Here is a 21375-nt window from a genome sequence, read left to right on the forward strand (position 1 = left end):
TCGCGAGTCGAGCTATTCGCTCACACGCTGGCGGCGTTACGCTCTGCTCTTCACCGGCATCCGGCGCCCGTACTCATACACCCACGCCTCCAGCTTCGATCCATCGTTCATCGTTACGAGGGTCCGGGTGCGCACAAACAGGCTGGTGTCGTGGCGGGTGGGGTAGTAGCCCTCATAACGATCGATCGCGGCCCACATCTCGGGATCCGGCACGCGGAAGACATGGCCGGCAACCAGGCCAAGGTCGCCCAGCACAATCGCCGGATAGTGCTGGAACTGATACTTCCGCGCCTCGATCGTGCCTTCGCCCACCAGCTCAAAGCGGCGCGTCACCTGCACGATCTCCGCAGGAGAGCGGTCGGGGTGCAGCGTGCCGTACACGAAGATCAGGTTGTCGATCGGCTCAGCCATGACGGATTTTGGGCGGGCCTCCAACGAAACAGCGGGGAAAAACAGGTTCTTTCGCGCACAGAATCTACCAGCCTCCGGTCCCACGGCGCAGCCCAAAAGGGCTCGGCGCGAAGACCAGAGCTCGGAATAACATCCTGCACGCAGGGGTATCCCGAAGCCAAAGACAAACGGCCTCAGAACTTCTGCATTGTGTGGATGACGTGCAATCCCGGTTGGATTGGAACCAGTCTACGCGAGTCCGGTCGACTGCGCCTGTTCATGCGCGTGATAGCTGGAACGCACCAGCGGTCCGCTCTCGACGTGCTTGAAGCCCATCGCCATGGCCTCATGCTTCAGGAAGGCAAACTCATCCGGCGTGTAGTAGCGCGCCATCGGGAGATGATCGCGCGAGGGCCGCAGATACTGCCCAATCGTTAGGATGTCCACCTTGCGGTCCGCGAGATCGCGGAACACGCCCAGCAGCTCGTGCATCTCTTCGCCCATGCCCACGATGATGCCCGTCTTGGTCACGATCTGGTCGCCCTCGCGGTCCGAGAACATCTCCGCTGCGATCTCCTTGGCATGCTTCAGAAAGTGCAGCGACTTCTCGTACCGTCCACCGGACTTCGCCACGCGATACAGCCGCGGCACCGTCTCGATGTTGTGGTTCAGGATCTCCGGTCGCGCCGCGACCACCATCCGCAGCGATTCTTCGTTGCCCTGGAAGTCCGGCGTCAGCACCTCGACGCGGCATCCCGGAGCCTGCAGCCGGATCTGCCGGATGACCTCGACGAACGCCTGCGCCGCTCCAATGTTGTCGTCATCGCGGTTCACGCTCGTGATCACCGCATGGTTCAGCCCCAGCTGCGCGACGGCATACGCCACGCGCTCCGGCTCCTGATGGTCGATCGGGTCCGGCTTGCCCTTGGGCACCGCGCAGAAGCCGCAGCGCCGCGTGCACAGGTTGCCGAGCATCATGAAGGTCGCCGCCTTCTCGTTCCAGCACTCGCCGATGTTCGGGCAATGCGCGCTCTCGCACACGGTGTGCAGGTTCAGCTCGCGCGCCATCTTCTTCAGGTTGTGGAAGGTCTCGCCCATCGGCGCACGCGCCTTCAGCCACTCCGGCTTGGGAGCCCGCTGGCGCGGCGAAAGATCGATCTGAACGAGGTCCGAAGAGGGAAGAGCAGCCATAGCGCTTCAATAATTGTAGACCTCAGGGAAGAGGCGAGATACGAGAGGCAAGAGACCAGACGATATTCGCCTCACGTCACTAGCTCGCAGCCCGTAACGCGAAACTCGGAACTCGATCGTCATTTCTCGGATCGAGACCCCTGCCCTACCGCAGCCGCTCCCGAACCTCGGCCCGCACCAGGTACAGGAAGAACACCATGTCGAACAGCCCCTGGATGAGGTACGGCGGGATGTGCGTGTGCGCAAAGCCGTAGAAGTATCCCGAGCCCATCAGCAGGCAGCCCACGGTCACCAGCGCCCAGCCCCACCGCTTCAGCCGCAGGAAGCCAAAGACCCCGATCGCCAGCAGAGTACACACGCCCAGGATGCTGTACTTCGCCGACGTACCCACAAACTTGCCGTTGATTGCTGCAAACGCATTCAGCATCGCCATGAGCAGCAGATACATCGCAATCAGCGCCATGCCGGGAAGCATCCCGGGAAGCGCGCGCGGGCCCTTGCGGACAGGTTCCGTCGCAGGTGTCATCTCGTGGCTGGTGGTTTCGTCAGGCATCTTTGAGTGGAACAGCTAGAGCGTGTGCAGATAAGCGATCACCGCGCTGAAGTCCGCAGAGCCCGGCTCGAGGCCATGGGTCGGCGGCATCATGTTGCGGCCATTTTCGATCACAGCGCTCACACGATCATCGTTTGCCGGAGCTCCGCTGGGCAGGTACGGCTTCTTGTACAGCGAGAGCAGCGAAGGTCCATGCAGATCGCCGGTCTCGCGATCGTAATGGCATTGCGAGCAGCGGGCCTGGAAGACCTCATGCCCACGCGTCTCTTCGGCGGTCAGCTGATCCAGCGGCTTTGGTGGAGGCGTGGACTTGCAGCCTGCGAGAAGCAAGGGAAGAAGCAGAAGCAAGAGAGCAAATGCAAGATACGAGAGACGCGCCTCGGTCATATCGTTCAGTCCGTGGCTGCACTTCTCGGATCTCGCACCCTGCATCTCGAATCTCTCCTACTTCGCGTCGTTCTTGAAGATCTCTTCGGCGAGGAAGTTCTGCACCTTCGCCTGGTCGTGCAGGATCTCCGAATAAGCAGCCTTCAGCAGCGACGAGCGGCTGTCATGCAGTTGCTGGCGGATCGCCTGCTGCACGCGCGGATCGCTCAGGTCGCGCTGCCCCGCGTTGGCCTTCTCGATCAGCCGGAAGATTGCGTAGCCGCCCACCTTCTTTGGATCGTTCGGATCGGGGAAGGGAATGATGTCCGTGTCCTGCCCGGCTTTCAGCTTGGTGATGGCGGCATATAGCGCGGTGTTCTCCTTCAGCTGCGACTCAGGAACCATACCCATGTCGCCGCCGTTGGACGCAGTGGACGGGTTCTCCGAGAAGTTCATCGCCAGCGTCGAGAAGTCATCGCCGGAGTCCAGGCGGTTCTTCAGCGCCTGGATCTTCTTCTTCGCTTCTGCGTCCGTCGTGGCCTTGTTGTTCTGCAGGTTCGTGGCCTTGGCCTCAGGCAATGGCGTCACGATGATCTGCGCCAGGTGATACATGTTCTCGATGAAGTTGAACTCGGCCTTGTGCGCGTTGTAATACGAGCTCACGTCCGCGTCCGTCACCGTTATGCGCGAGTCGATCTCCTTGTTCAGGAGTTTGTTCTGTGTGAGAGAACGGCGCAGGTCGCGGCGAATCTCATCGAGCGTCAGGCTGGAAGCCTTCAACTTCGCCTGAAACTGCTCCTCGGTGTAAGGAGCCTTCATCTCAGCGACCTTCGCATCCACCTCGGCATCGGTTGCCGTCAGGTTCTGCGTAGCCGCGCGCTGCTCCACAATCTGGTCCGTGATCAGGCCTTGCAGGATCTGCAGCTTCGCGGAGTCCACCTGGTCGGGCGACGGTTGACCCTGTTGCGGGTTGCTCGCCGTCTGCGTCTGGTAGATCTTGTCGAGCTCAGTCCGCAGGATGGGATGGCCATTGACGGTCGCGGCGACGCCATCCTGCTTGCCAGGCTTGCAGCCGGCGAGGAAGAGCGTGGTCGAGAAGACGAGTACGGAAACGCGAGAGATCTTCAGCATGGGGAGGGTTCGTCTGGCCGCGAACCGAGGTTCGCGCCATCCTCAAAGTCTACAGGAGTAAGGGGCATTTCGTGTCAACCGGCGGCCAGGGCGTGCCTCCGTGACCGGCGTCACTTCGCGCGGACCAGCGCCCGGGGTGCCGCTCCGAAACCGCTCGCGCCGGGCTTCGGGCCCGGCCGGACCTTCCACGCAGCAAACGAAGACGGTCCCAGCTGCAGAGGCTTCATCGCCTCTCGCTGGAACCGTCTCGCCCCTCAATTGGAGAGCGCGCCGCAGCACGCTCTCCGGGCAAATTTCTACAGCTGACCCAGCTCCACCACGCGCACGCTGGTGATCGCCTCGACCCCATGCAGGCTGTCGATCGCCTTGTTCAGCGTCTCCGCATCGCCCGGCTCCAGGTCCAGCTGCACCACTGCCAGCGCCGAGCCTTCGCCCGCCGTTGCCTTGGCCTTGCGGCCCAGCGCAAAGTTCGCGATGTTCAGCTGCGCTTCGCCCAGCAGCGTGCCGATCCGGCCAATGACGCCCGGAACGTCCTTGTTGCGGATGATCACCAGCGTCTCCGCCAGCTCCGCCTCGATGTCGATCCCGTCGTAGCTCAGCAGGCGCGGGCTCTTGCCGTGCAGCACCGTGCCGGTGCCGGTCCAGCCGCCTGTCTCGCCCGCATGCGAGCCGCCCTTCCGCGACCAGTGGATGCTTAGCTTCAGCGTCGCGCCCGTGCCGCCGGGGACGTACTCGCGCTTGTCCTCCTGCAGCCGGATCCCGCGCTCCTCCGCCGCTGTCGCCGCGTTGATGCGGTTCACGCCATCGGCCCCGCGCAGCACGCCCGCGATCGCCGCGTTGCGGATCATCTCCGTCTTCATCGCCGCCAGGCGCCCCGTGTAGGTCAGGCTGATGCTCTCCACCGTGCCCAGCTCTTCGCTCTGCGCCGCTCGCCCTGCCGAGTGTCCCAGCAGCTGCCCCAGTCGCGACGCCATCTCGATGTAGGGCGAAAGCTCCGCGTACTCCTCTTCGCTCAGCGAGGCCACATTCACCGCGTTCTGCACCACACCCAGCTTCAGGAAGTCCCGCACCTGGTTTGCCAGCTGGATGCCAATGGCCTCCTGCGCCTCGTCGGTCGAGCCCGCAATGTGCGGCGAGAGCATCACCTGCTCCAGCTCGAAGTACGGCGACTCCTTCAGCGGCTCGGACCGGAAGACATCCAGCGCCGCACCGGCAACGTGGCCGCTCTTCACAGCCTCCACCAGCGCCGCGTCGACGATCAGCTCGCCGCGCGCACAGTTGATGATCCGCACGCCCTTCTTCATGATCGCCAGCGAGTGCTGATTGATCAGCCCTTCCGTCTGAGGCGTCAGCCCCACATGCAGCGAGAGGAAGTCGCTCGACGAAAACACCTCGTCGATCGCCGCCAGCGTCACGCCGTTCTCGCGCGCAATCACCGGCGCCACGAACGGATCGTAGCCAATCAGTGTCATGCCGAAGGCCTTCGCGCGTCGCGCCACTTCGAGCCCAATGCGGCCCAGGCCCACGATGCCCAGCGTCTTGCCGCGCAGCTCCGAGCCCTGCAGGCTCTTCTTGTCCCACTTGCCCGCATGCATGCTGGCATTGGCTCGCGGAATCGACCGCGACATCGAGATCATCAGCCCCAGCGTCAGCTCGGCGACGGCCACGGCGTTCGCGCCCGGCGTATTCATCACCACGATGCCGCGCTTTGTCGCCGCGTCCGTGTCGATGTTGTCCACGCCCACACCCGCGCGGCCAATGATGCGCAGCTTCGGTGCGGCCTCCAGCAGGTCGGCATCGGCCTGCACGGCGGAGCGAACGACCAGGGCATCGGCATCAGCCAGCGCGGCCTTCAGGCCTCCGGCAGGAATCTGGTCGGCCGTCACAACGTTCCAGCCGGCCTCCTTCTGGAAAATAGCGGCTGTGGCGGGAGAAACCTTCTCGGCAAGAACGATCTTCACTGCATGCTCCGGGCGCTGCTGCGCAACGCCCTTAAGTGTACCGGGCGGGGGCGAACACCGGATCAAAATGGCCGTTCATCGCGCAAACCGCGCGCCGTCTGTTAGCGTCCCGGATCGACCGCCGTCCCTCCTGCGGTGCCCTTGATCCTCTCCGTCAGCCGATCCTGCGCCGCCTTCATTCCCACGGGATCCAGATCAAACGCCGTCCGCCGCAGGTGATCCAGCACCGGCGAGTAGTTCACCGCCCGAGGCATATCCCGATACGTGTTCGCGATCCGCGCCAGCGAGTAGCCCATCTCAAAGTGCTTCTCCAGAGCCGTGCGCGCCAGCCGGATCTCTTCGTCCAGCTCCGCTGCCGAAAGATGCGTCGGGTCTGGATCCAGCAGGTTATAGCGAGCCGCATCGTTGATCGCATCCCACGTAGCCAGCGATTGCGCGCCGATCACCCGCAGCACTTCATAGAAATCCTGGTACTGGTTCGCCTCCTCGAGAGGCATGTGGTGCACCACGCCGTTCTGTTCTGCTGCATCCCAGACCGCGTGTTTGTAGAGGAACGGGCTCTGCATCCAATCGAGCGCTGCGGGCAGGTCCGCCTGCTTTGTACCCGGGTGGCTGCGCAGATATGTGAGCACCTCGAGGTTGCTGCGCAGCTCGCGATACACCTCCAGCCACTCCTGCTGGTCCTTCGTCACCAGCTCGCGGTTCGCCACACGCTCGTCTGCCAGCGCCTCACGCGTCTCGCGCAGTTCGTAGTGCTCGTGGATCCGCTCGACAGTCTGCTCGAGCCCAATGGCGATCAACAGGCCCACCACAATCGTCGCGATGTGAATGAAGAAGTCCGTCCAGGTATGCGTTGGGTGATGGGGCGGATGTACGTCGAGCATGGCCCTAAGGCTCCGGGGAGGAAGTTGGCGCTGCGTAGTGCGAATCCGGGCCCAGGTGTGGTCTTGCGCGCTCCATCCGATTCATCGGATCGAGCGAGATGCCGAACCAGTCTGCAACTCCAAGCACAATCCCTGCCGCAATAGCGATGATCACCACGCGCAGCAGAAAGCCGCGCCAGCTATTCGGGGGATGGCGCAAGAGCAGATTAGAAGGCATGACGACTGGCTAAGTGTAGCGAAACCGCCGCAATTCTCAGTTAGTTTTTTCGCGCAGGCTTCTTCTTCGCGGCGGGTCGCGTCGTTGCGCTCTTCGCGGAAGCCGTTGCACGATGCGCGGTCTTTGCTCTCGGCGCAACCCGGCGGCGCGCCGGTGCAACGTGCACGATCTTCTCCTCCGGCATCAGCGGCAGGCCGTTCAGCTGATAGACCAGATTGTTCGCGCCCTTGAAGACGTTATAGTGCGTGTAGGTCGAGCTATCCGTGAACGCTACGAAGATCGCCGTGCCCGTCGGATGGCTCAGCGCGATGTACGTCGTGAATCCCGCGCCGCCGCCCGTCTTCTGGATCAGCTCGCTCGGCGTGCCATCGGCAAGATGCATCCATCCCAGTCCAATGCCCGTCACGTCGCCCGAATGATCCAGCCCCTGCTGCCGAATCAGGTCCGAAGGCAGCAGGTACACGTTCTGCGCGGCGAGGTCCTGCATCGGAATCGCAGGCTGGTTCGACCCCATCAGGTACTGCAACCAGTGCGTTACATCCGCTGCCGTCGAGTACACGCCGGCACTCGCTTCGGAGTTCACCGTCGACGTGCACTCGCCCTCGTTGTGTGTCCCGTGCAGCAACCGCGAGCACTGCTCCGGCATTGGCGTGAAGCCCGTATCCTTCATCGCCAACGGCTGCGTGATGCGCTCCGCAAACAGCTTCGGATAGGGCTCATGCGCCGCATGCTCCAGCGCATCGCCGAGGAAGTCGAATCCCAGGTTGGAGTACTGCGCTACCGTCGACGGCGCGCTGGCAAGATGAGCAGTGGGTAGCCATGCCCAGCGCAGCTTCTGGTCCGGAAAGGTAAAGTGCGCGCTGCCTCGCGGTGCAGGCCCAATCTCGCGCGGCAACCCCGCCGTATGCGTCGCCAGAGACTCCAGCGTGATCGGCTTCCCATCCCGCTCCGGAACCCGCACTCCACGCTCCGCATATTTCTGCAAAGGATCGCTCAGGCTGACCGTTCCATCCTTCACCAGCTTCATCAGCAGGTCGGTCGCGAAGATCTTCGACAGAGAGCACAGCCGCAGCAGGGAAGTCTCCGTCGGCCGCTGGCCACTGCCCGGATACGTCTCGCCGTAGCCGCGGAAGTAGACCTCGTGCCCGCGGACCACCACCATCACCATGCCGGTCGAGCCCGACTTCGCAAACAGCTCTGCGCCCAGCGCGTCTGCTGAGTCCAGCCGAGATATTGGCGCGCCGGCGGGAGCCTGGGCGGAAACGTGGATAGCAAGGAGCAGGGAGGCCGTAGCGGCAAGAAGACGTCGCATCTCTCGATGCTAGCCGCTACCGCTGTGCCTGGGCAGAGCACATCGTTACAGGTCTACTCTGTGGTAACTCGGCTGACACAAGGTCGGCGACCACCAGTTGACAAGCTCGGTGCGTGGTTCCCGTTACTTGCTATCGCGCAGGGCCGCCTGGCAGCGCTCATGATACTGCTGCACCACCTCGACCAATGCGCTCATCTGCACCTCGGCCTCCGCGTTCGCACGAAGCAGGGAGTGGAAGTCCTCTGCGGAAAAATTGTCTGGGTCGATCCCCATTTTGAACGGAGCCATCGCGAGGATGTTCCGGTCGAAGAGGCTCTCCGCACGCGCTTCGATGAACTCTTGCGCGGAGTACAGATCCGAGTACCGTTGCACCTCGTCGTAAGGCATAAACCCAAGTGCCCCCGTCTCGTGTGCGGTCCGCCATCCAGCCGTGGAGAAGTCGTTCCATTGCATCGCATTCTCCACGTGGAAGTGGTGGCCCTGGACCTTCTCCTGCAACGCGTGGATGGTCGTGATGTTGTTCGCCAGCGTCGTGACGTTGGTTTGCGTGGAGGCGATATCCTTCTGCGAAGCCTCGCAGTTGTCGCTGATCTCGCGGTGCAGGTTCTCTCTCGCCTCCGCTACAAGATGCCTGTGGTGCACGCTCTCCACCAGTGCCTCGAGCGTCAGCGCGATGAACAGGCCGATCGTGACGATCAAGATGTGGGTAAAGAAGTCCCGCCAGCTATGGACGGGCTCGTGCGGTGGATGAACTTCCATCGTGTCTCCTCGCGGCCCAGCTACAGCTCGTGGCCCGCGTCGTTGTAAAGCGTCTCAAGGGAGCGGCTCAGGTCGTCCAGCAGCCTAAGGTCAGCCAGCGCATGCTCCGTCGCCGCGATCTCACGATCCAGCTCCTCCGGCGAAAGATCGTGCAGGCTTCGGCCTTCCTGCGCCGGCGCGCTGCTCGCATAGATGTCGCGGATATAGACCGAGGCAGCCGCATTGACGTAGCTCTGCTGCGAATACACCACGGAATAGCCTTGCGCCTGGTCGTAGCTCATCAGCGCAATCGCGCCGGTATCGCGTGCCGTGTTCCAGCCCGCATTCTCCATGTCCGACCAGTACCAGCCGAAGTCCGGAACGATGTCGCTGCTCTGGTGTGCCTTCAACGCGCGCAGCAGCTTCAGGTTGTTGGTCAGCGCTTTTTCGGAGCTCGCGATCTGTGCCCGGTCCTTGCTCAGCACGGAACGGTTGTTCGCCAACTCCTGCCGCAGGTTGATCTCGGCAGTGTGCAGCAGATGATGCTGATGCACATGCTCCACCGCTGCCTCAAGCCCCAGCGCGATCAGCAGCCCGATCGTGATGGTGACGATGTGCAGCAGGAAATCTTTGAACGTGTGAATCGGTTCGTGGGGTGGGTGAACGTCCATGACACCCGCAGTGTACAACTCGCCGTCCGTATCTTCGCCGGTGGCCGTATCATCGTTGTCGTGGAGACGACGCGCAGCGGCGCTTTCTCGGGATGGACTGTGCGGAGGCTCACGCCTGCCGGAGCGCGTAGCGAGCGGCAGCTCTACTGGGCTGGCAAGAGCATTCCAGAGCGCCTCACGGCTATGAACCAGCTCAACGAGCGCATGCGCGCAATGCGAGGGGAAGCGATCCATGAACAGCAAGCAGATCTCACTGCTACGCGCGTTCCTCGCGGCCGGCGTTGATTTTGCAGTTGTAGGTGGCGTCGCCGTGAATGCGCATGGTTATGTGCGTGCGACCAACGATCTGGATCTCTTCATCCGCCCCTCCGAGGACAACGCGTGTGTTGCCTTCCGCGCTCTACAGGATCTTGGCGTTTCGCTCGAAGGCCTGGAGCCCGCCGATCTCCTGAGCGACTACGACAATCTTCGTTTCGGCCCACAGGAAGATCACATCGACATTCTGGCCTCCATCGGCGAGATGTCCTTCGATCAGGTCTGGAAAAACCGCATTGTTGTCCCCATGGAGGGTCTTCGAGTCCCATTCATCTCGAAGGCCGATCTCGTGGAGAACAAGCGCCAAGTGGGGCGCCTGAGAGACCTCGCCGACATCGAGGAACTGAATGCCCTGCCAGACGAATCCCTTTGACCCGGTTATCCCCGAAACAAGTGCGGCACAAAGCTAGAGAGGTTCCCCGTGATCGGCCCTGCATCTTCGCGGATGCCCATGCCCCCGCACTCCTGGTCGATCATCCACAGCCCCAGCACCGGCCAGCGCATCGCAGGATTCGCAGGGTTGTCCGTAGCCGCCGGATCGCGGAAGCTCACCGCAGGCCCCAATCGCTGGTCGATCTGCCTGCGGTCCGTGTAAGGCCCTTCGGTACTGATCACCTTGCCATGCGGCGTCACCATCGTCAGGTTCTGGCCCTCGCGCGAGTGCATCGGCTTCCGCACCCAGCCGGGATCGGGTTGCCATCCTGAAGCCGCATCCACAAACTTCGCCTCCAGCAACAACTCATGCCCCGGATACATCTCCCACAGCACCGGCAGCAGCCCCTTGTTGCTCAGCAGCATCTTCCAGATCGGTTCGATCCAGGTGACGTCCTTGTACGTCTGCAGGCATTCGCTCGCAAACGCTTCGTCCATCATCGTCTCCCACGGATAGAGCTTGAAGATCGTGCGCATCGCATTCTCTTCCGGGGCCGTATCGACGAAGGCCTGCTTCTGATCGTTCCAGCCAATGTCCTGAATCAGCATCTGCCGTGTCGCGATCCCCGCCTGCTCCGCCGTGTCACGCAGATACGCCACCGTCAGCAGGTCCTCGGGATAGTCCGCGCTCGCAAAGTACACCGGCTTCTGCAGATAGCCTTCGATGTCCTTCCACTTCGCAATCAGCCGCTCGTGCAGGCTGTTGAACTGGTCCGCGTTGGCGATATGCGTGGGCGCTTTGCCGCTGCGCACATCTTCGAGCCAGTACCACTGCACCACCGCGGCCTCAAGCAACGACGTCGGTGTGTCGGCGTTATACTCCAGCAGCTTGGGCGGGGCGCTGCCGTTGTAGAGCACGTCAAAGCGCCCATACAGCGCAGGAGGCTCCTGCTCCCACGCCCACTCGATCATCGGCACAGCCTCTGCAGGAATCTCCAGCTGCTCATACCGCTTTTCGTCGATTACCTTCTGCGCCGCCGCGAGACACATCTCCTGCAGCGTGTTGGCCGCAGCCTCCAGCTGATCGACCTCAGCCGACGTGAACTCATAGCAGGCGGACTCATCCCAGTACGGTCTGCTGCCTGGCGCCAGCGCCTCCGGCGTATGGAACGTCAGTCCCTGTGCTTCGACGGTGGCCTGCCAGTTGTCGCGTGGTTTGATTGCATGTCGCTGCATTACTCTCCGCCCCCGCCACCATGTCCGCCTTCGCCGCCCGAAAAGCTGGAACCGAAGCCCCCGCGTGAGGTACCCGACCCAACCGAGTAGCTATGCCCTGGTGTCGGCATATATCCTCCGCCGCTAACGAAGCTGCCAAATCCGCCGCCCGAGCCACCGTAGTAATACCGATAGATGTGCGGATAGAAGATCCCGTTGTCGTAGTGGCCGCCGTTGTTGTTCAGGTCGCCCACGGCCGTCTGCCCCGGCTGCAATCCCTGGCAGAACTTCGCGTCGACAATGCGGCCCTGCTCATCCACGCAGCGCTGCGGGTCGGTTGTATGGCAGCCCGTCAGCAGCGCCGCTGCCGAGGCCGCAAGGATCGGCGCCATCACCTGCTGCGAACGCCTGTTGCTTCGTCCCATGGGGGATCCCTGTCTCCGGTTGACTGTCGCGATGTGGTTGCGAACATCTTAGCCGACCACCCAGCCAAGAGCCATGACAAGACCGCGCGCCGGAAGTGACCCTGACACCCCAGCGCGCGTCAGCTTCCAGCGCCGAGCACGAAGAGCGTGGCCACCGCAGCGCCGATCCACGGCGCGGGATGCTCCGCAAAGCTCTGCCCAAATCCACCGAAGGCGGTCGAGCCTTCGCCCGATCCGTTAGAGGACGATGTCATCGTCACAGGCGTCGGCTGCGTCTGCGCACGCGCTCCCCCGTGCATCGCCGCCGCCGCAGCGGCAGCCAGCAGGGGAGCGATCACACTGCGCGAACGTCGCATCCAGAAAGAATAATCGCGACGGGCCGAATCCGCGCCTCCGCCTTTCGTCCCGCACCCGTACGAGAGACAATAACCACCGAAGGCCTACCTCACCGCCAGGAGCCGCCATGCCGGAAGACCCGATCCGCGAAGCCCTCGATGCCCATTGGCGCGCCTCCGCCGCAGGCGACCTCGAAGCCGAGCACGCCATCTACGCCGATGATTCCATCTGCGACTATCCGCAGTCTGGCGAGCGCATCTTCGGACGCGCCAACCTGCAGGCCCTGCGCGGCCATCATCCCGGCAAACCCTCTGGCTTCACCGTCAAGCGCATCCTCGGCGCAGGCAATCTCTGGGTGACGGAGTACACCATCACCTACCAGGGCAAGCCCGCCTTCACGGTCAGCATCATGGAGTTCCGCAACGGCAAAGTCGTCCACGAGACGCAGTATTTCGCCGATCCCTTTGAGGCTCCGTCCTGGCGAAGCCAATGGGTCGAGCGAGCTTAGTGCGCTCTGTCTAAAACCCGCTATTACCTGCCCGAAGGCGCCTTCGCCGCCGGAGCAGCTGCAGGTGTCGCCGGAGCAGCCGGCTTCGGCTCGACATACGGCGCGGGAGGCGTCACGCCCTCCGCCCGCAGCGCATCGTCGATCACCTGGAAGATGAACTCCACCGGCACAGCGCCATCCACCTTGTCGCCGTTGATGAACAGCGACGGTGTGGCTTCAATGCCCAGGCTCGTGCCCAGCTTCTGCGACTCCGCAATCGACCGCGTGTCGTTGGTCTTGATACAGGCCGTCAGCTTCGCATCGTCGAGCTTCTGCGCCTTGGCCTGCTCATGCGCCAGCGCGTCCAGCTGCTCGGTCGCACGCGGAAGCGTCTTCTCCGCCTTCGGATCCTTGGGGTCCGCGCCCATCTCGGAAGCATGCGCGTGGACGTAGTCCACCATGTTCCAGTAGCCCGGTGTGCTCTGCTCGGCAACGCAGTTCACATCCAGCGCGGCGTGCATCGCCCAGGGGTGCTGCTCCAGCGGAAAGTCCTTGTACACGAAGCGAACCTTGTCGCCATAGCGCTGTGTCAGCAGCGGAAAGATCGATTCATGCAGCCGCGCGCAGTACGGGCACTCCAGGTCATCGAAGCCCACGATGATCACCGGCGCTGCCTCTGTGCCGCCCCGCGCTGGACGCCCCGCGGAAGACAGCATCTCGCGAGGCTTTACCGGCAGCGTGTACTTCGTCAGCTGAGCCAGCGTTGCTCCATCGTTCGACACCAGGAAGGTGATCGGCCGCGAAGCCTTGCCATCGGACTCGAACGTGATCGATATCGTCGAGAACCCCGGAACCTCGGACGACGCCGGCACGCTGATGTGGATCGTCGACATCGGCGGCAGGTTCGCCTTCTGCCGCAGGAGCACCTCAACGCGCCGCGATTCCTCCAGCGACAGCGGAGTCCCCGGCTTGACAGTGGTGCCCGTCAACGCCGGAGTCTGCGCATGGCAGCCCAGGGTAGCAAGCGTGGCGGCGAAAAGGAGCGAGGGAAGGCAACGGGACAGCACGTTCTGATTATTGCAGGAGGGAAGCATATGGAGCGGAACAGCGGAACAGCGGAACAGCGGAACAGCGGAACAGCGGAACAGCGGAACAGCGGAACAGCGGAACAGCGGAACAGCGGAACAGCGGAATTCAGACTTGAGGGGAATCTTTGGGCGGTTGCTTTGTTTCTGCCAGCTTGTCCATGAAAGACACGAGCATCTTCCCGACCTCATCCGAAAGTGCCGTAACGCGATCAAGCGCTGGGGGTTCACCGAAGCCAAGTTCTCGCGCGATGAGGAGTTGGGTTTGCAGCTCCATGTTGGAGCCGCGCGAGATCGAAAGGAACGCTTTGAAGTCCCGGCGGGTCTGCCGTCCCCAACCCTCTGCAATATTGCTCGCAATGGACACGCTCGCTCGCCGCATCTGCGAGCTAATGCCGTAGACCTCTTCGCGCGGGAATCCTGCTGTAAGCCGGTACACAGCGACGCTCAACTGAACGGAGCGCTGCCAAACCGTCAGTTCCTTGAAACTCTTCGCCATCGTTCGCTCTCCAGCTCTGCGTCGCGAATGACCCGGGCCCAGTCCAACTGTTCTGCTGTTCTGCTGTTCTGCTGTTCTGCTGTTCCGCTGTTCCGCTGCCCCTAATACTCCCGTGGGTACATCCGAGACATCCGGTCGTGCCAGGCCAGCCGCTCGCTATCCACGGCCATCCACAGCACGCCCATGCCTGCGGGGGCAGCGGCCACCAGCATCGTTCCAACACGGCGGCGCATGGCGCGGCGCGACGGATTGTCATCCGTGAAGGTGCACAGCGCCAGCCGCGCCAGTCGCATTCCGGGTGTAGCTTCGCTCAGCGTGAAGAAAAGCAGCTCGTACATCACGAAGATGCCCAGTAGCACGCCAGCTGAGATCGCCCCCAGCGTGGTCAGCTTTTCCGTCGTCAGCACATGCGGCGCGATCTTCGCGAAGACCGTCGCAAAGGCCACAAATCCCAGCGCTACCAGCGTGCCATCCACCACCATCGACATCGCCCGGCGCTCCAGCGAAGCCGGGTGTACCGGCACCGGGATATGGACATCTGCGGGCAGCATCGGCATGTCCGCCAGCGGATCTTCGATCCGCAGCACCGGCTCATCGAGCACCATACCGTGCCACTCCGCCGCCGATGACGGCTCCTCGACCACCTCGTAGCTCACCAGCTCCGGCTCGACCTCGAAGATCCGCAGCTGCGACTCCGGCTCTTCTTCATCGCGCAGCGGTCCCTCGGCGAGGCGCGGACGCACCTTGCGCGGCGCCACGATCAGCCGTGGAAACTCGATCAGGTTCCCCGGAATCGGCGTCAGCTCCAGCGAGTGCCCATCGAACGCCTCGGAGTGCCGGAAGGCCAGCTCGGCCTCCAGCGTCTCCATCTCCTGCTCGGAGGCCTCTTCGGGCGCAAACCCTGCCGTTGCTCCGCCGGAGTTCACCCGTCGCACCCCCGTCGGGGGCTGCGGAGCGAGTTCCCCTGCCAGCTGTACTCGCAACTTCGGCGGCTCCACGGGAACCATCGACTCGATCGCAGGCGTGGAGAAGAACTCGGAATCATCGAAGAAGGAAGGCGGCGGAGGTTCCGGGGCCCGGGCCGTCTCGACTCGCGCTGCCTCGACTCGTGCCTTCGCCACCGGCTCTTCCACAACTTGAATGGCGGGCGCCGGAGTCTCCACCAACCTCGGATTCGGCGCGGATTCGGCGCGGTACTGCTCCAGCTCGACCAGCAGCTGGCGCTGAGCGTCTGCAATCGCGCGTGCGTTCCGCGCGGCGACCTCGGCCTCGGCCTGTGCCCGCTCCAGAGCCTTTTCGGACTCCTGTGCCAGGAACTCTCTGTAGCTCACACTTTGCTCGTAACGCGCGGCTACCTTCTCCCTCACGCGGGATGCGGCGCCGCGTCCAGCTCCGTTCGCACGCAGGGCCCGGGCGCGCTCCTCCGCCTCGGCCTCCTGCGCCTGCACGACCGCCCGGCGATTGCGATGCTCCGCCAGCCGTTCTGCTGCAAACTGCTTCAGAGCCAACGATCCCTGGGTCTGAGTCGCGTAGCCGTCCTGGCTGATCTCGCCGTTCTCCCCGGTCATGCTGCTCTCCTGCATCTCTTGCCGCGCCGCTTCACGCATCACTGCTTTGCTCTCCTGGCCCATTTTTCACGCTTCGTCGTGGCTCTTGCCGTCATGCCACCTCTTGGGGATCTCGGCGGATCGTGCCGCCGCAACGAAGCTGAGGTGAAATCGTCTAATCTCAAGTCGTGGACGGTCTCGCCTTACCCGCAGCTCCCAACGCACGCATCTCGCGCCGTGCATGCATGGTCCTATGGCGAATAGCCCTTGGTTTCATAACTACCACCCAGCTTCCGGCAATGCATCATCAACTGCTGGCACAGGGCGTAACCGCCAAGGCACCCCCGGCGGAGGCAACCCCCAATGCGGGAACCCCTGGTGGAATCGATGCAGTTAACACCCTGCCCGATGCCCCGGACCCCACCGCCGATGTAATCGACCGCATTCCGGTCGCCAAGGTCCTTCCCGACAGCAAGGCGCCCGAGATGGCCGTCATCGAGAGCGACAACCCCCAGTCCCTCCGGGGCGACGTCTACTTCGCCTCGGGAAACGTCGTCCTCACCTACCAGGATCACATCCTTCACGCCGATTCCATCCGCTATAACCGCGCGACCGGCGAAGTCGAGTTCCTGGGCCACGCAAAGCTCACGGGAGGCCAAAACGACGAATACATCGAGGCCTCCCGCGGCACCTACAACGTCCGCACCGGCACCGGCCGGTTCTACGACGTCCACGGCTCGGTAGGGCTTGAGCAGCGCTCCGCTCGCAGCGCTGCGAATGGAGCAGCGCAGCCGGCCTCCACCACCGGCGCCATCGTCGGCGCTCCGATAGGCCCGGCGTCCCGCACCACCTACGCCAACTCCAATCCGTTCCTCTTCGAAGGCAAGATCGTCGTCAAGACCGGCCCCACGGACTACACCGTCTACGAAGGTTCCGTCACCAGCTGCCTCATGCCCAAGCCCGACTGGCAGATCTTCGCGAAGAAGATCACCCTCGACAAGGGCAAGGCCCACGCTGCAGGATCCACCTTCAAACTTCTCGGCATCCCCCTGCTCTTCATGCCCTACGTCACGCACCCCGTCGACGCGGAAGAGCGCCAGAGCGGCCTCCTGATCCCAGAGCTCAGCTTCTCCCGCGGATCGGCGACCGCCGGCTCCAAGGGCCTCACCATCGGCGAGCAGGGCTACCTCACCCTCGGGCGCTCGGCCGATATGACCATCGGCCTGCTCTACTACTCCGACCGCGGCTTCAGCGAGAACGGTACCGTACGTGTGCGTGGTCAGGGCAACAACTTTGCCACCGGGCATTTCTCAGCACTCGAAGATCGTGGCTTCCACTACCAGGCGGCCACGCTCTCAGGACAGCTCATCACCCTCTACGCCAACCAGGGCGGAGAGGACGTGACCGCCGCCTTCCGCTATGACTTCACGCCGAAGACCCGGCTGGTCGGCGACGTCGAGTACCTCAGCTCCTATGTCTATCGCGAGGCCTTCACCGAGAACTTCAACCAGGCCGTCAGCTCGGACATCAACTCCGTCGTCTTCGTCACCCAGCAGACCAACGGCTACGCCCTCTCTGCCCGCTTTGACCGGTATGAAGGGCTCAAGGTGGTTCCCACCTACCGCACCGCCGGGCAGGAGGTGAAGATCTTCCATGCTCCCGCCCTTGATTTTGACGCAATAGATCGCGCTATCCCCGGAACGCCGTTCAAGTGGAACGTCGCAACATCAATCGCCTCCATGAAGCGCGTGCAGCCGAACTTCGTCACCGCCGGAATGACGGAGCGTTTTGACCTTCGCCCTGAGCTGTCCCTCCCGATGCACTTCGATGGCTTCAACCTGAACGCCTCCATCGCTGCACGCGAGACCGTCTACTCCCGCTCCCGACAGGTGCCATACGGCCCGAATCCAGCCAACGCAGTCCCCATCGAGCTCATGGCACCGGTAAACCGCGCCGACGTCGAGATGAAGCTGGACTTCCGGCCGCCCGTCATCGAGCGCGACTTCAAGGTCCCCGCCAAGTTGCAGAGCCTCTTCGGCGATGAAGTTCGCCACACCGTCGAGTCTCACCTGACCTACCGTGATGTAAAGGGCGTCGACAACTTCCTCGCCATCCTTCGTTTCGATGACACGGACCTGGTCAGCGATACCAATGAGCTGGAGTACGGCGTCACCCAGCACCTGTACTTCAAGCCACACCCAAAGGTGGCGAAGCTGCCGCCCGGCTGCTCCGCGAGCCCGCTGACGAAGGCTGTCGACGACAAGGATGCTGAGCCCGCGCCGCGCGAAGCGCAGGAAGATCCCGACCAGCAGCCCTCCATCGACGCCAACGGCATCCCCAATCCCTTCTCGACTGCCCCTGACGTCCCGACCCGCACCCACAAACGCCACGCCGGTCCTTGCGATAAGCCCACCGCAGTCGCCGGCCAAACCGAGTGGTTCAGCTGGGACCTGAAGCAGAAGATCTTCTTCGATCAGAACTTCGGCGGCGCTGTCATCAACTCTCGCCGCAACATCTTCGAGACCACGCTCGATCTCTCCGGCATCGCCTTCCTCACCGAGGCGCGAAACATCTCGCCGCTCATCTCACGTATGCGCTTCCGCACCTCCGGCCACACGGACATCGAGTACGACTTCGACTACGACACCGGCGCATCCAAGTTCACGAGTCAGAACATCCTGCTGGATGTGCACGAGTCGAATCTCTTCGGAGGCGTCTCCTACGCTCGTCTCAACGCGCCCGGCCGCTTCCATAGCGAGGTCCTCAACCAGACGACGAATACGGCCACTCAGATCCTCACGACGCAGATCTCCAACTTTCAGCAGATGCGTCTGCTGGGTGGGTTCGGAGCGCCGACGCGTGCAGGTCTCTCGGTCGCGGCGGGGGCGGGCCTCGACCTGAACCCCCCATCCGGAGCCGGCATGACCCAATACCTCACCATCCAGGCCAGCTACAACTGGAACTGCTGCGGCCTCTCGGTGGAATACCGCAAGTACGACCTGGGCAACATCCGCGACGAAGGTACGGAGAGCTTCAACTTCACGCTGGCCAACATCGGCTCCGCCGGAAACATGCGCCGCGCCCAGTCGCTCTTCTAGCTTCTAGCTTCTAGCTTCTAGCGCCGGGTACCGGGTGCCCCACATCTCGCCCCTGAGATGTGGGTTCGCACGATCCCTTTACTCCATGGCCGGCATCTTCGCCCCCGCACGAATCCACGCCGTCACGGCAGCTATCTCCGCCTCCGTCAGCTTCGACTTCGGTGGCATCGGCCCCGGCGGGTCCGACTTCTGCTCGTGCCGGATCAGCGTGATCAGCAGAGAGCTCTCCGGATGCCCCGGCACTACATCCACGCCCCGCTTGCCCCCATGCAGAATCGCTTCCGGGGAGTCCAGCCGCAGGTCGCCCTTGTGGTTCATCCCGCCGTGGCACCGGTAGCAGTTTTCGCGCAGGATCGGTTGTACAACTTCGGTGTAGTAAGCAGGCGAATCCACCGGCGGAGGAGGTCCACTCGGCTTGGTGCAACCGGCCGTAAGCAGCGCAAAACTCAAGGCCAGCGCCGGGAACGCCAACGCTTCCCAAAGCGGGCGAGCGGTGTGTCGTACATTTGTCGCCGGGCCCGGTTTGAGCCTCCGGACTGGTAGGGTCTTCTCTAGGGTTCGCATACGTCTGCTACCACCACTGTAAGCAACCGGCCGCTCCGGGGCATTCGTTCCAGCTGGATTCGGTATGGTGCGAATCCCGTCTAAACACTCATCGCAGCCGCGATCCGCCCTCGTCGGCGCGCGACTCACGGTCGATAGATGGGTTTGTACGGGAAAGAACCCTGCACGGTACTCCCACGGAAGGGCCAAGGGGGATAGCCTAAAGAGGCTCTGGTGGGTCTCCGCGGCCGCCCCTAAAATCGGGTCACGCAATGACGAAATATCTCGGCCTCGCAGGCGCGATGCGTCACATGTCGCGGTGTCTCCCTGTCATCCTCTCTGGTGCTGTGGTCGTTGCTGGCCCAGGCGCAGCCTTCGCAAAGCGCCCGGACCACTCCGCACCCCTCCATCGGTATCAGGAGAATGCAGGCAGGCCCGACTTCAGCCGCACCGCCACCACGAAATCAAAGAAGAAGCACGCCCCCACCTCCAGCGCCAGGGGCAATGAGCATAAGGCCGACGAGGGCCAGGCCAAGCCGGACGCGAAGTCCCCGGCCAAGGGCATCCACAAGGCCTCTCCGCGCCGCCATCGCCAGATCGAGCCTGACGACGACCCCATCATCATGAAGCGTGCCGGAGCCGCACGCCGGTCGCCTTCGAAGGCGACCGAGCAGCAGCACCTCGCTGAACGCGGTCCCGCTCCTGCCGGGCATCCTCGCGCCCGTTCCGGGCACGCAGAGATCGCGGCGAAGGAACAGCCTGCCCGCGAAGCGTCCGGCCCCTCGCATCGCGGTCAATCGCATCCACCTGCCGAGCCCTCCCGCGAGACGGTAGCCATCAGCCAGCCCCTCAACACGGGCGACTTCCTCCGCGCCGCGCATGGCGAGCCCGAAGTTCCTGAGCGCGCCACCGAGCGCACGACCGAGCGTTTCAGCCGCTCCTCCGCTCCCGCGCAGCTCGCCACAGGTGTATCGCACCCGCCCTCCGGCAACATCACGGTCTCCGCGCCCCAGCCAGCCGCTCCCAGCTACATCGACGAGCGCCAGGTCGCCGAAGCGCAGCGTGTCGCTATCGGAGACGCCCTCCGCCCTCAGGAGATCGGCGCCGAAGCTCGCAAGGCGCCCGAGCCCGCAGCGTGGCCAACCGCCCGCGCGTCATCCATGTCGTCATCGCTGCCCGCGTCGGCGCCCACGGAGTCCAACTACGGTCCGGAAGCTCACGCTCCCGTGTGGATGCCGGCTGCTACCCAGGCGGCAAATCAGCCGGCCTCCAGCTCCGTGCCCACGCACTCCTCGTATATCGCGGCCCGCACCGTTGAAGGCGAAGAGGCAACCAGCCGCGCTCCCGAGGATGCCGTGCGCTCCACCGCCCTCGGCCAGCTCAGCCGCGAGGAGATCACCTCGGCCGCCGTTGCTCCGTCGCTCCCCGGCCTTTACTCCCGCGATGGACACATCATCGTCCCCGCTCCCCTCAAGGGCTCGCATGAGGTCCTTGTCCACCAGAACGAGATGGCCGACGCCGCGGGCCTCACCCGCATCCGCAACGACCGCGAGCTCGACCAGCTGCGCCGCGAGCACCGCCTCGTCGACTTCGAGGAGACCGACGGCCTGCGCATCAATCCCGAGCTGCCTGAGCGCCGCCGCTGCGCCCGCCCCTGGACCGTGGCCTTCGCCACCCAGATGGCGCGCGCTTACTATGCCGAGTTCCACGAGCCCTTCACGATCAGCTCAGCCGTCCGCACCATGGCCTTCCAGGCTCGCCTGCAGCGTGTCAACGGTAACGCCGCCGCCCTCCATGGCGAAGCAGCCTCGCCCCACCTCACCGGCCAGGCCTTCGACATCGGTAAGTCCGGCCTGACCATCGCGCAGATCGCGTGGCTCCGTACCTACCTCGCTCCGCTCATCGAAGGCGGCAAGATCGACGTCGAGGAAGAGTTCCAGCAGGCCTGCTTCCACATCAGCGTCTACCCCGGCGGCTCCACGACGCATCGCCGCACCCAGCTGGCCGAAGTCCAATAGAAGCGAATAGCGAATAGCTGT

21 protein-coding genes are annotated in these 21375 nt (G+C 63.5%); 4 read left to right on the forward strand and 17 right to left on the reverse strand.

All coding sequences use genetic code 11. The features are described 5' to 3' along the window. Positions 1 to 36 precede the first annotated feature (36 nt). From C4S68_RS11630 to C4S68_RS11680, 10 genes are all read right to left on the reverse strand, one after another. Complete coding sequence (locus C4S68_RS11630) at positions 37 to 411, reverse strand: gamma-glutamylcyclotransferase family protein (RefSeq protein ID WP_103933208.1); 375 nt, start codon at positions 409 to 411, stop codon at positions 37 to 39. A 228-nt stretch (positions 412 to 639) separates the two neighbouring features. Continuing rightward, complete coding sequence (lipA, locus tag C4S68_RS11635) at positions 640 to 1581, reverse strand: lipoyl synthase (protein WP_103933209.1); 942 nt, start codon at positions 1579 to 1581, stop codon at positions 640 to 642. A 145-nt stretch (positions 1582 to 1726) separates the two neighbouring features. Beyond that, entirely contained in the window at positions 1727 to 2134 is a 408-nt protein-coding gene (locus C4S68_RS11640; protein ID WP_235011533.1) for a hypothetical protein, read from the reverse strand. Positions 2135 to 2149: 15 nt separating this feature from the next. After that, positions 2150 to 2566, reverse strand: coding sequence for a c-type cytochrome (locus C4S68_RS11645; RefSeq protein WP_235011534.1), 417 nt, complete (start codon positions 2564 to 2566; stop codon positions 2150 to 2152). 12 nt (positions 2567 to 2578) lie between these two features. After that, the gene (locus tag C4S68_RS11650) at positions 2579 to 3631 is read right to left on the reverse strand and encodes a SurA N-terminal domain-containing protein (RefSeq protein WP_103933210.1); all 1053 of its coding nucleotides are present in this window, start codon (positions 3629 to 3631) and stop codon (positions 2579 to 2581) included. A gap of 296 nt (positions 3632 to 3927) precedes the next feature. Next, positions 3928 to 5592, reverse strand: coding sequence for a phosphoglycerate dehydrogenase (gene serA, locus C4S68_RS11655; RefSeq protein ID WP_103933211.1), 1665 nt, complete (start codon positions 5590 to 5592; stop codon positions 3928 to 3930). Between the two features lie 101 nt (positions 5593 to 5693). Then, a complete protein-coding gene (locus C4S68_RS11660; RefSeq protein ID WP_103933212.1) occupies positions 5694 to 6476 on the reverse strand; it encodes a hypothetical protein in 783 nt (260 codons plus the stop codon). 257 nt (positions 6477 to 6733) lie between these two features. Next, positions 6734 to 8005: a D-alanyl-D-alanine-carboxypeptidase/endopeptidase AmpH gene (gene ampH, locus C4S68_RS11670; RefSeq protein ID WP_103933214.1), complete on the reverse strand. Its 1272-nt coding sequence runs from the start codon at positions 8003 to 8005 to the stop codon at positions 6734 to 6736. A gap of 123 nt (positions 8006 to 8128) precedes the next feature. Continuing rightward, positions 8129 to 8764 (reverse strand): hypothetical protein, encoded by a 636-nt coding sequence (locus C4S68_RS11675; RefSeq protein WP_103933215.1) that lies wholly within the window; start codon positions 8762 to 8764, stop codon positions 8129 to 8131. Between the two features lie 20 nt (positions 8765 to 8784). Then, the gene (locus C4S68_RS11680; RefSeq protein WP_103933216.1) at positions 8785 to 9648 is read right to left on the reverse strand and encodes a hypothetical protein; all 864 of its coding nucleotides are present in this window, start codon (positions 9646 to 9648) and stop codon (positions 8785 to 8787) included. On the opposite strand from C4S68_RS11680, the gene C4S68_RS11685 reads away from it, so the two are divergent. Continuing rightward, complete coding sequence (locus C4S68_RS11685) at positions 9647 to 10102, forward strand: hypothetical protein (RefSeq protein ID WP_103933217.1); 456 nt, start codon at positions 9647 to 9649, stop codon at positions 10100 to 10102. The genes C4S68_RS11680 and C4S68_RS11685 overlap by 2 nt on opposite strands. Before the next feature lie 5 nt (positions 10103 to 10107). Here C4S68_RS11685 and C4S68_RS11690 read toward each other — a convergent pair whose 3' ends face one another. The 3 genes from C4S68_RS11690 to C4S68_RS11700 form a co-directional block, all read right to left on the reverse strand. Then, positions 10108 to 11337 carry a glutathionylspermidine synthase family protein gene (locus tag C4S68_RS11690; protein WP_103933218.1) on the reverse strand — a complete coding sequence of 410 codons (1230 nt, stop codon included), beginning with the start codon at positions 11335 to 11337 and terminating at the stop codon, positions 10108 to 10110. Continuing rightward, positions 11337 to 11741 carry a hypothetical protein gene (locus tag C4S68_RS11695; protein WP_103933219.1) on the reverse strand — a complete coding sequence of 135 codons (405 nt, stop codon included), beginning with the start codon at positions 11739 to 11741 and terminating at the stop codon, positions 11337 to 11339. The genes C4S68_RS11690 and C4S68_RS11695 overlap by 1 nt, the downstream gene beginning before the upstream one ends. Positions 11742 to 11860: 119 nt before the next feature. Next, positions 11861 to 12097, reverse strand: coding sequence for a hypothetical protein (locus C4S68_RS11700; protein ID WP_103933220.1), 237 nt, complete (start codon positions 12095 to 12097; stop codon positions 11861 to 11863). Positions 12098 to 12204: 107 nt separating this feature from the next. Here C4S68_RS11700 and C4S68_RS11705 point away from each other — a divergent pair, with 107 nt between their 5' ends. Next, complete coding sequence (locus tag C4S68_RS11705; protein ID WP_103933221.1) at positions 12205 to 12585, forward strand: nuclear transport factor 2 family protein; 381 nt, start codon at positions 12205 to 12207, stop codon at positions 12583 to 12585. Positions 12586 to 12608: 23 nt separating this feature from the next. On the opposite strand, the gene C4S68_RS11710 is transcribed toward C4S68_RS11705, so the two are convergent. The 3 genes from C4S68_RS11710 to C4S68_RS11720 form a co-directional block, all read right to left on the reverse strand. After that, positions 12609 to 13631 carry a DsbA family protein gene (locus tag C4S68_RS11710; RefSeq protein WP_235011535.1) on the reverse strand — a complete coding sequence of 341 codons (1023 nt, stop codon included), beginning with the start codon at positions 13629 to 13631 and terminating at the stop codon, positions 12609 to 12611. 127 nt (positions 13632 to 13758) lie between these two features. After that, a complete protein-coding gene (locus tag C4S68_RS11715) occupies positions 13759 to 14148 on the reverse strand; it encodes a four helix bundle protein (protein WP_103933223.1) in 390 nt (129 codons plus the stop codon). Between the two features lie 101 nt (positions 14149 to 14249). Beyond that, a complete protein-coding gene (locus tag C4S68_RS11720; RefSeq protein ID WP_235011545.1) occupies positions 14250 to 15755 on the reverse strand; it encodes an RDD family protein in 1506 nt (501 codons plus the stop codon). Between the two features lie 239 nt (positions 15756 to 15994). On the opposite strand from C4S68_RS11720, the gene C4S68_RS11725 reads away from it, so the two are divergent. Then, complete coding sequence (locus C4S68_RS11725) at positions 15995 to 18793, forward strand: LPS-assembly protein LptD (protein ID WP_103933225.1); 2799 nt, start codon at positions 15995 to 15997, stop codon at positions 18791 to 18793. 78 nt (positions 18794 to 18871) lie between these two features. Here the strand turns inward: C4S68_RS11725 and C4S68_RS11730 are convergent, their stop codons facing one another. Further along, a complete protein-coding gene (locus C4S68_RS11730; protein WP_160115114.1) occupies positions 18872 to 19243 on the reverse strand; it encodes a c-type cytochrome domain-containing protein in 372 nt (123 codons plus the stop codon). A gap of 365 nt (positions 19244 to 19608) precedes the next feature. On the opposite strand from C4S68_RS11730, the gene C4S68_RS11735 reads away from it, so the two are divergent. After that, entirely contained in the window at positions 19609 to 21354 is a 1746-nt protein-coding gene (locus C4S68_RS11735) for a DUF5715 family protein (RefSeq protein WP_146072122.1), read from the forward strand. Positions 21355 to 21375: the final 21 nt, after the last annotated feature.

Origin of the sequence: Bryocella elongata, assembly GCF_900108185.1 — a bacterium.
Classification (GTDB): Bacteria; Acidobacteriota; Terriglobia; order Terriglobales; family Acidobacteriaceae; genus Granulicella; species Granulicella elongata.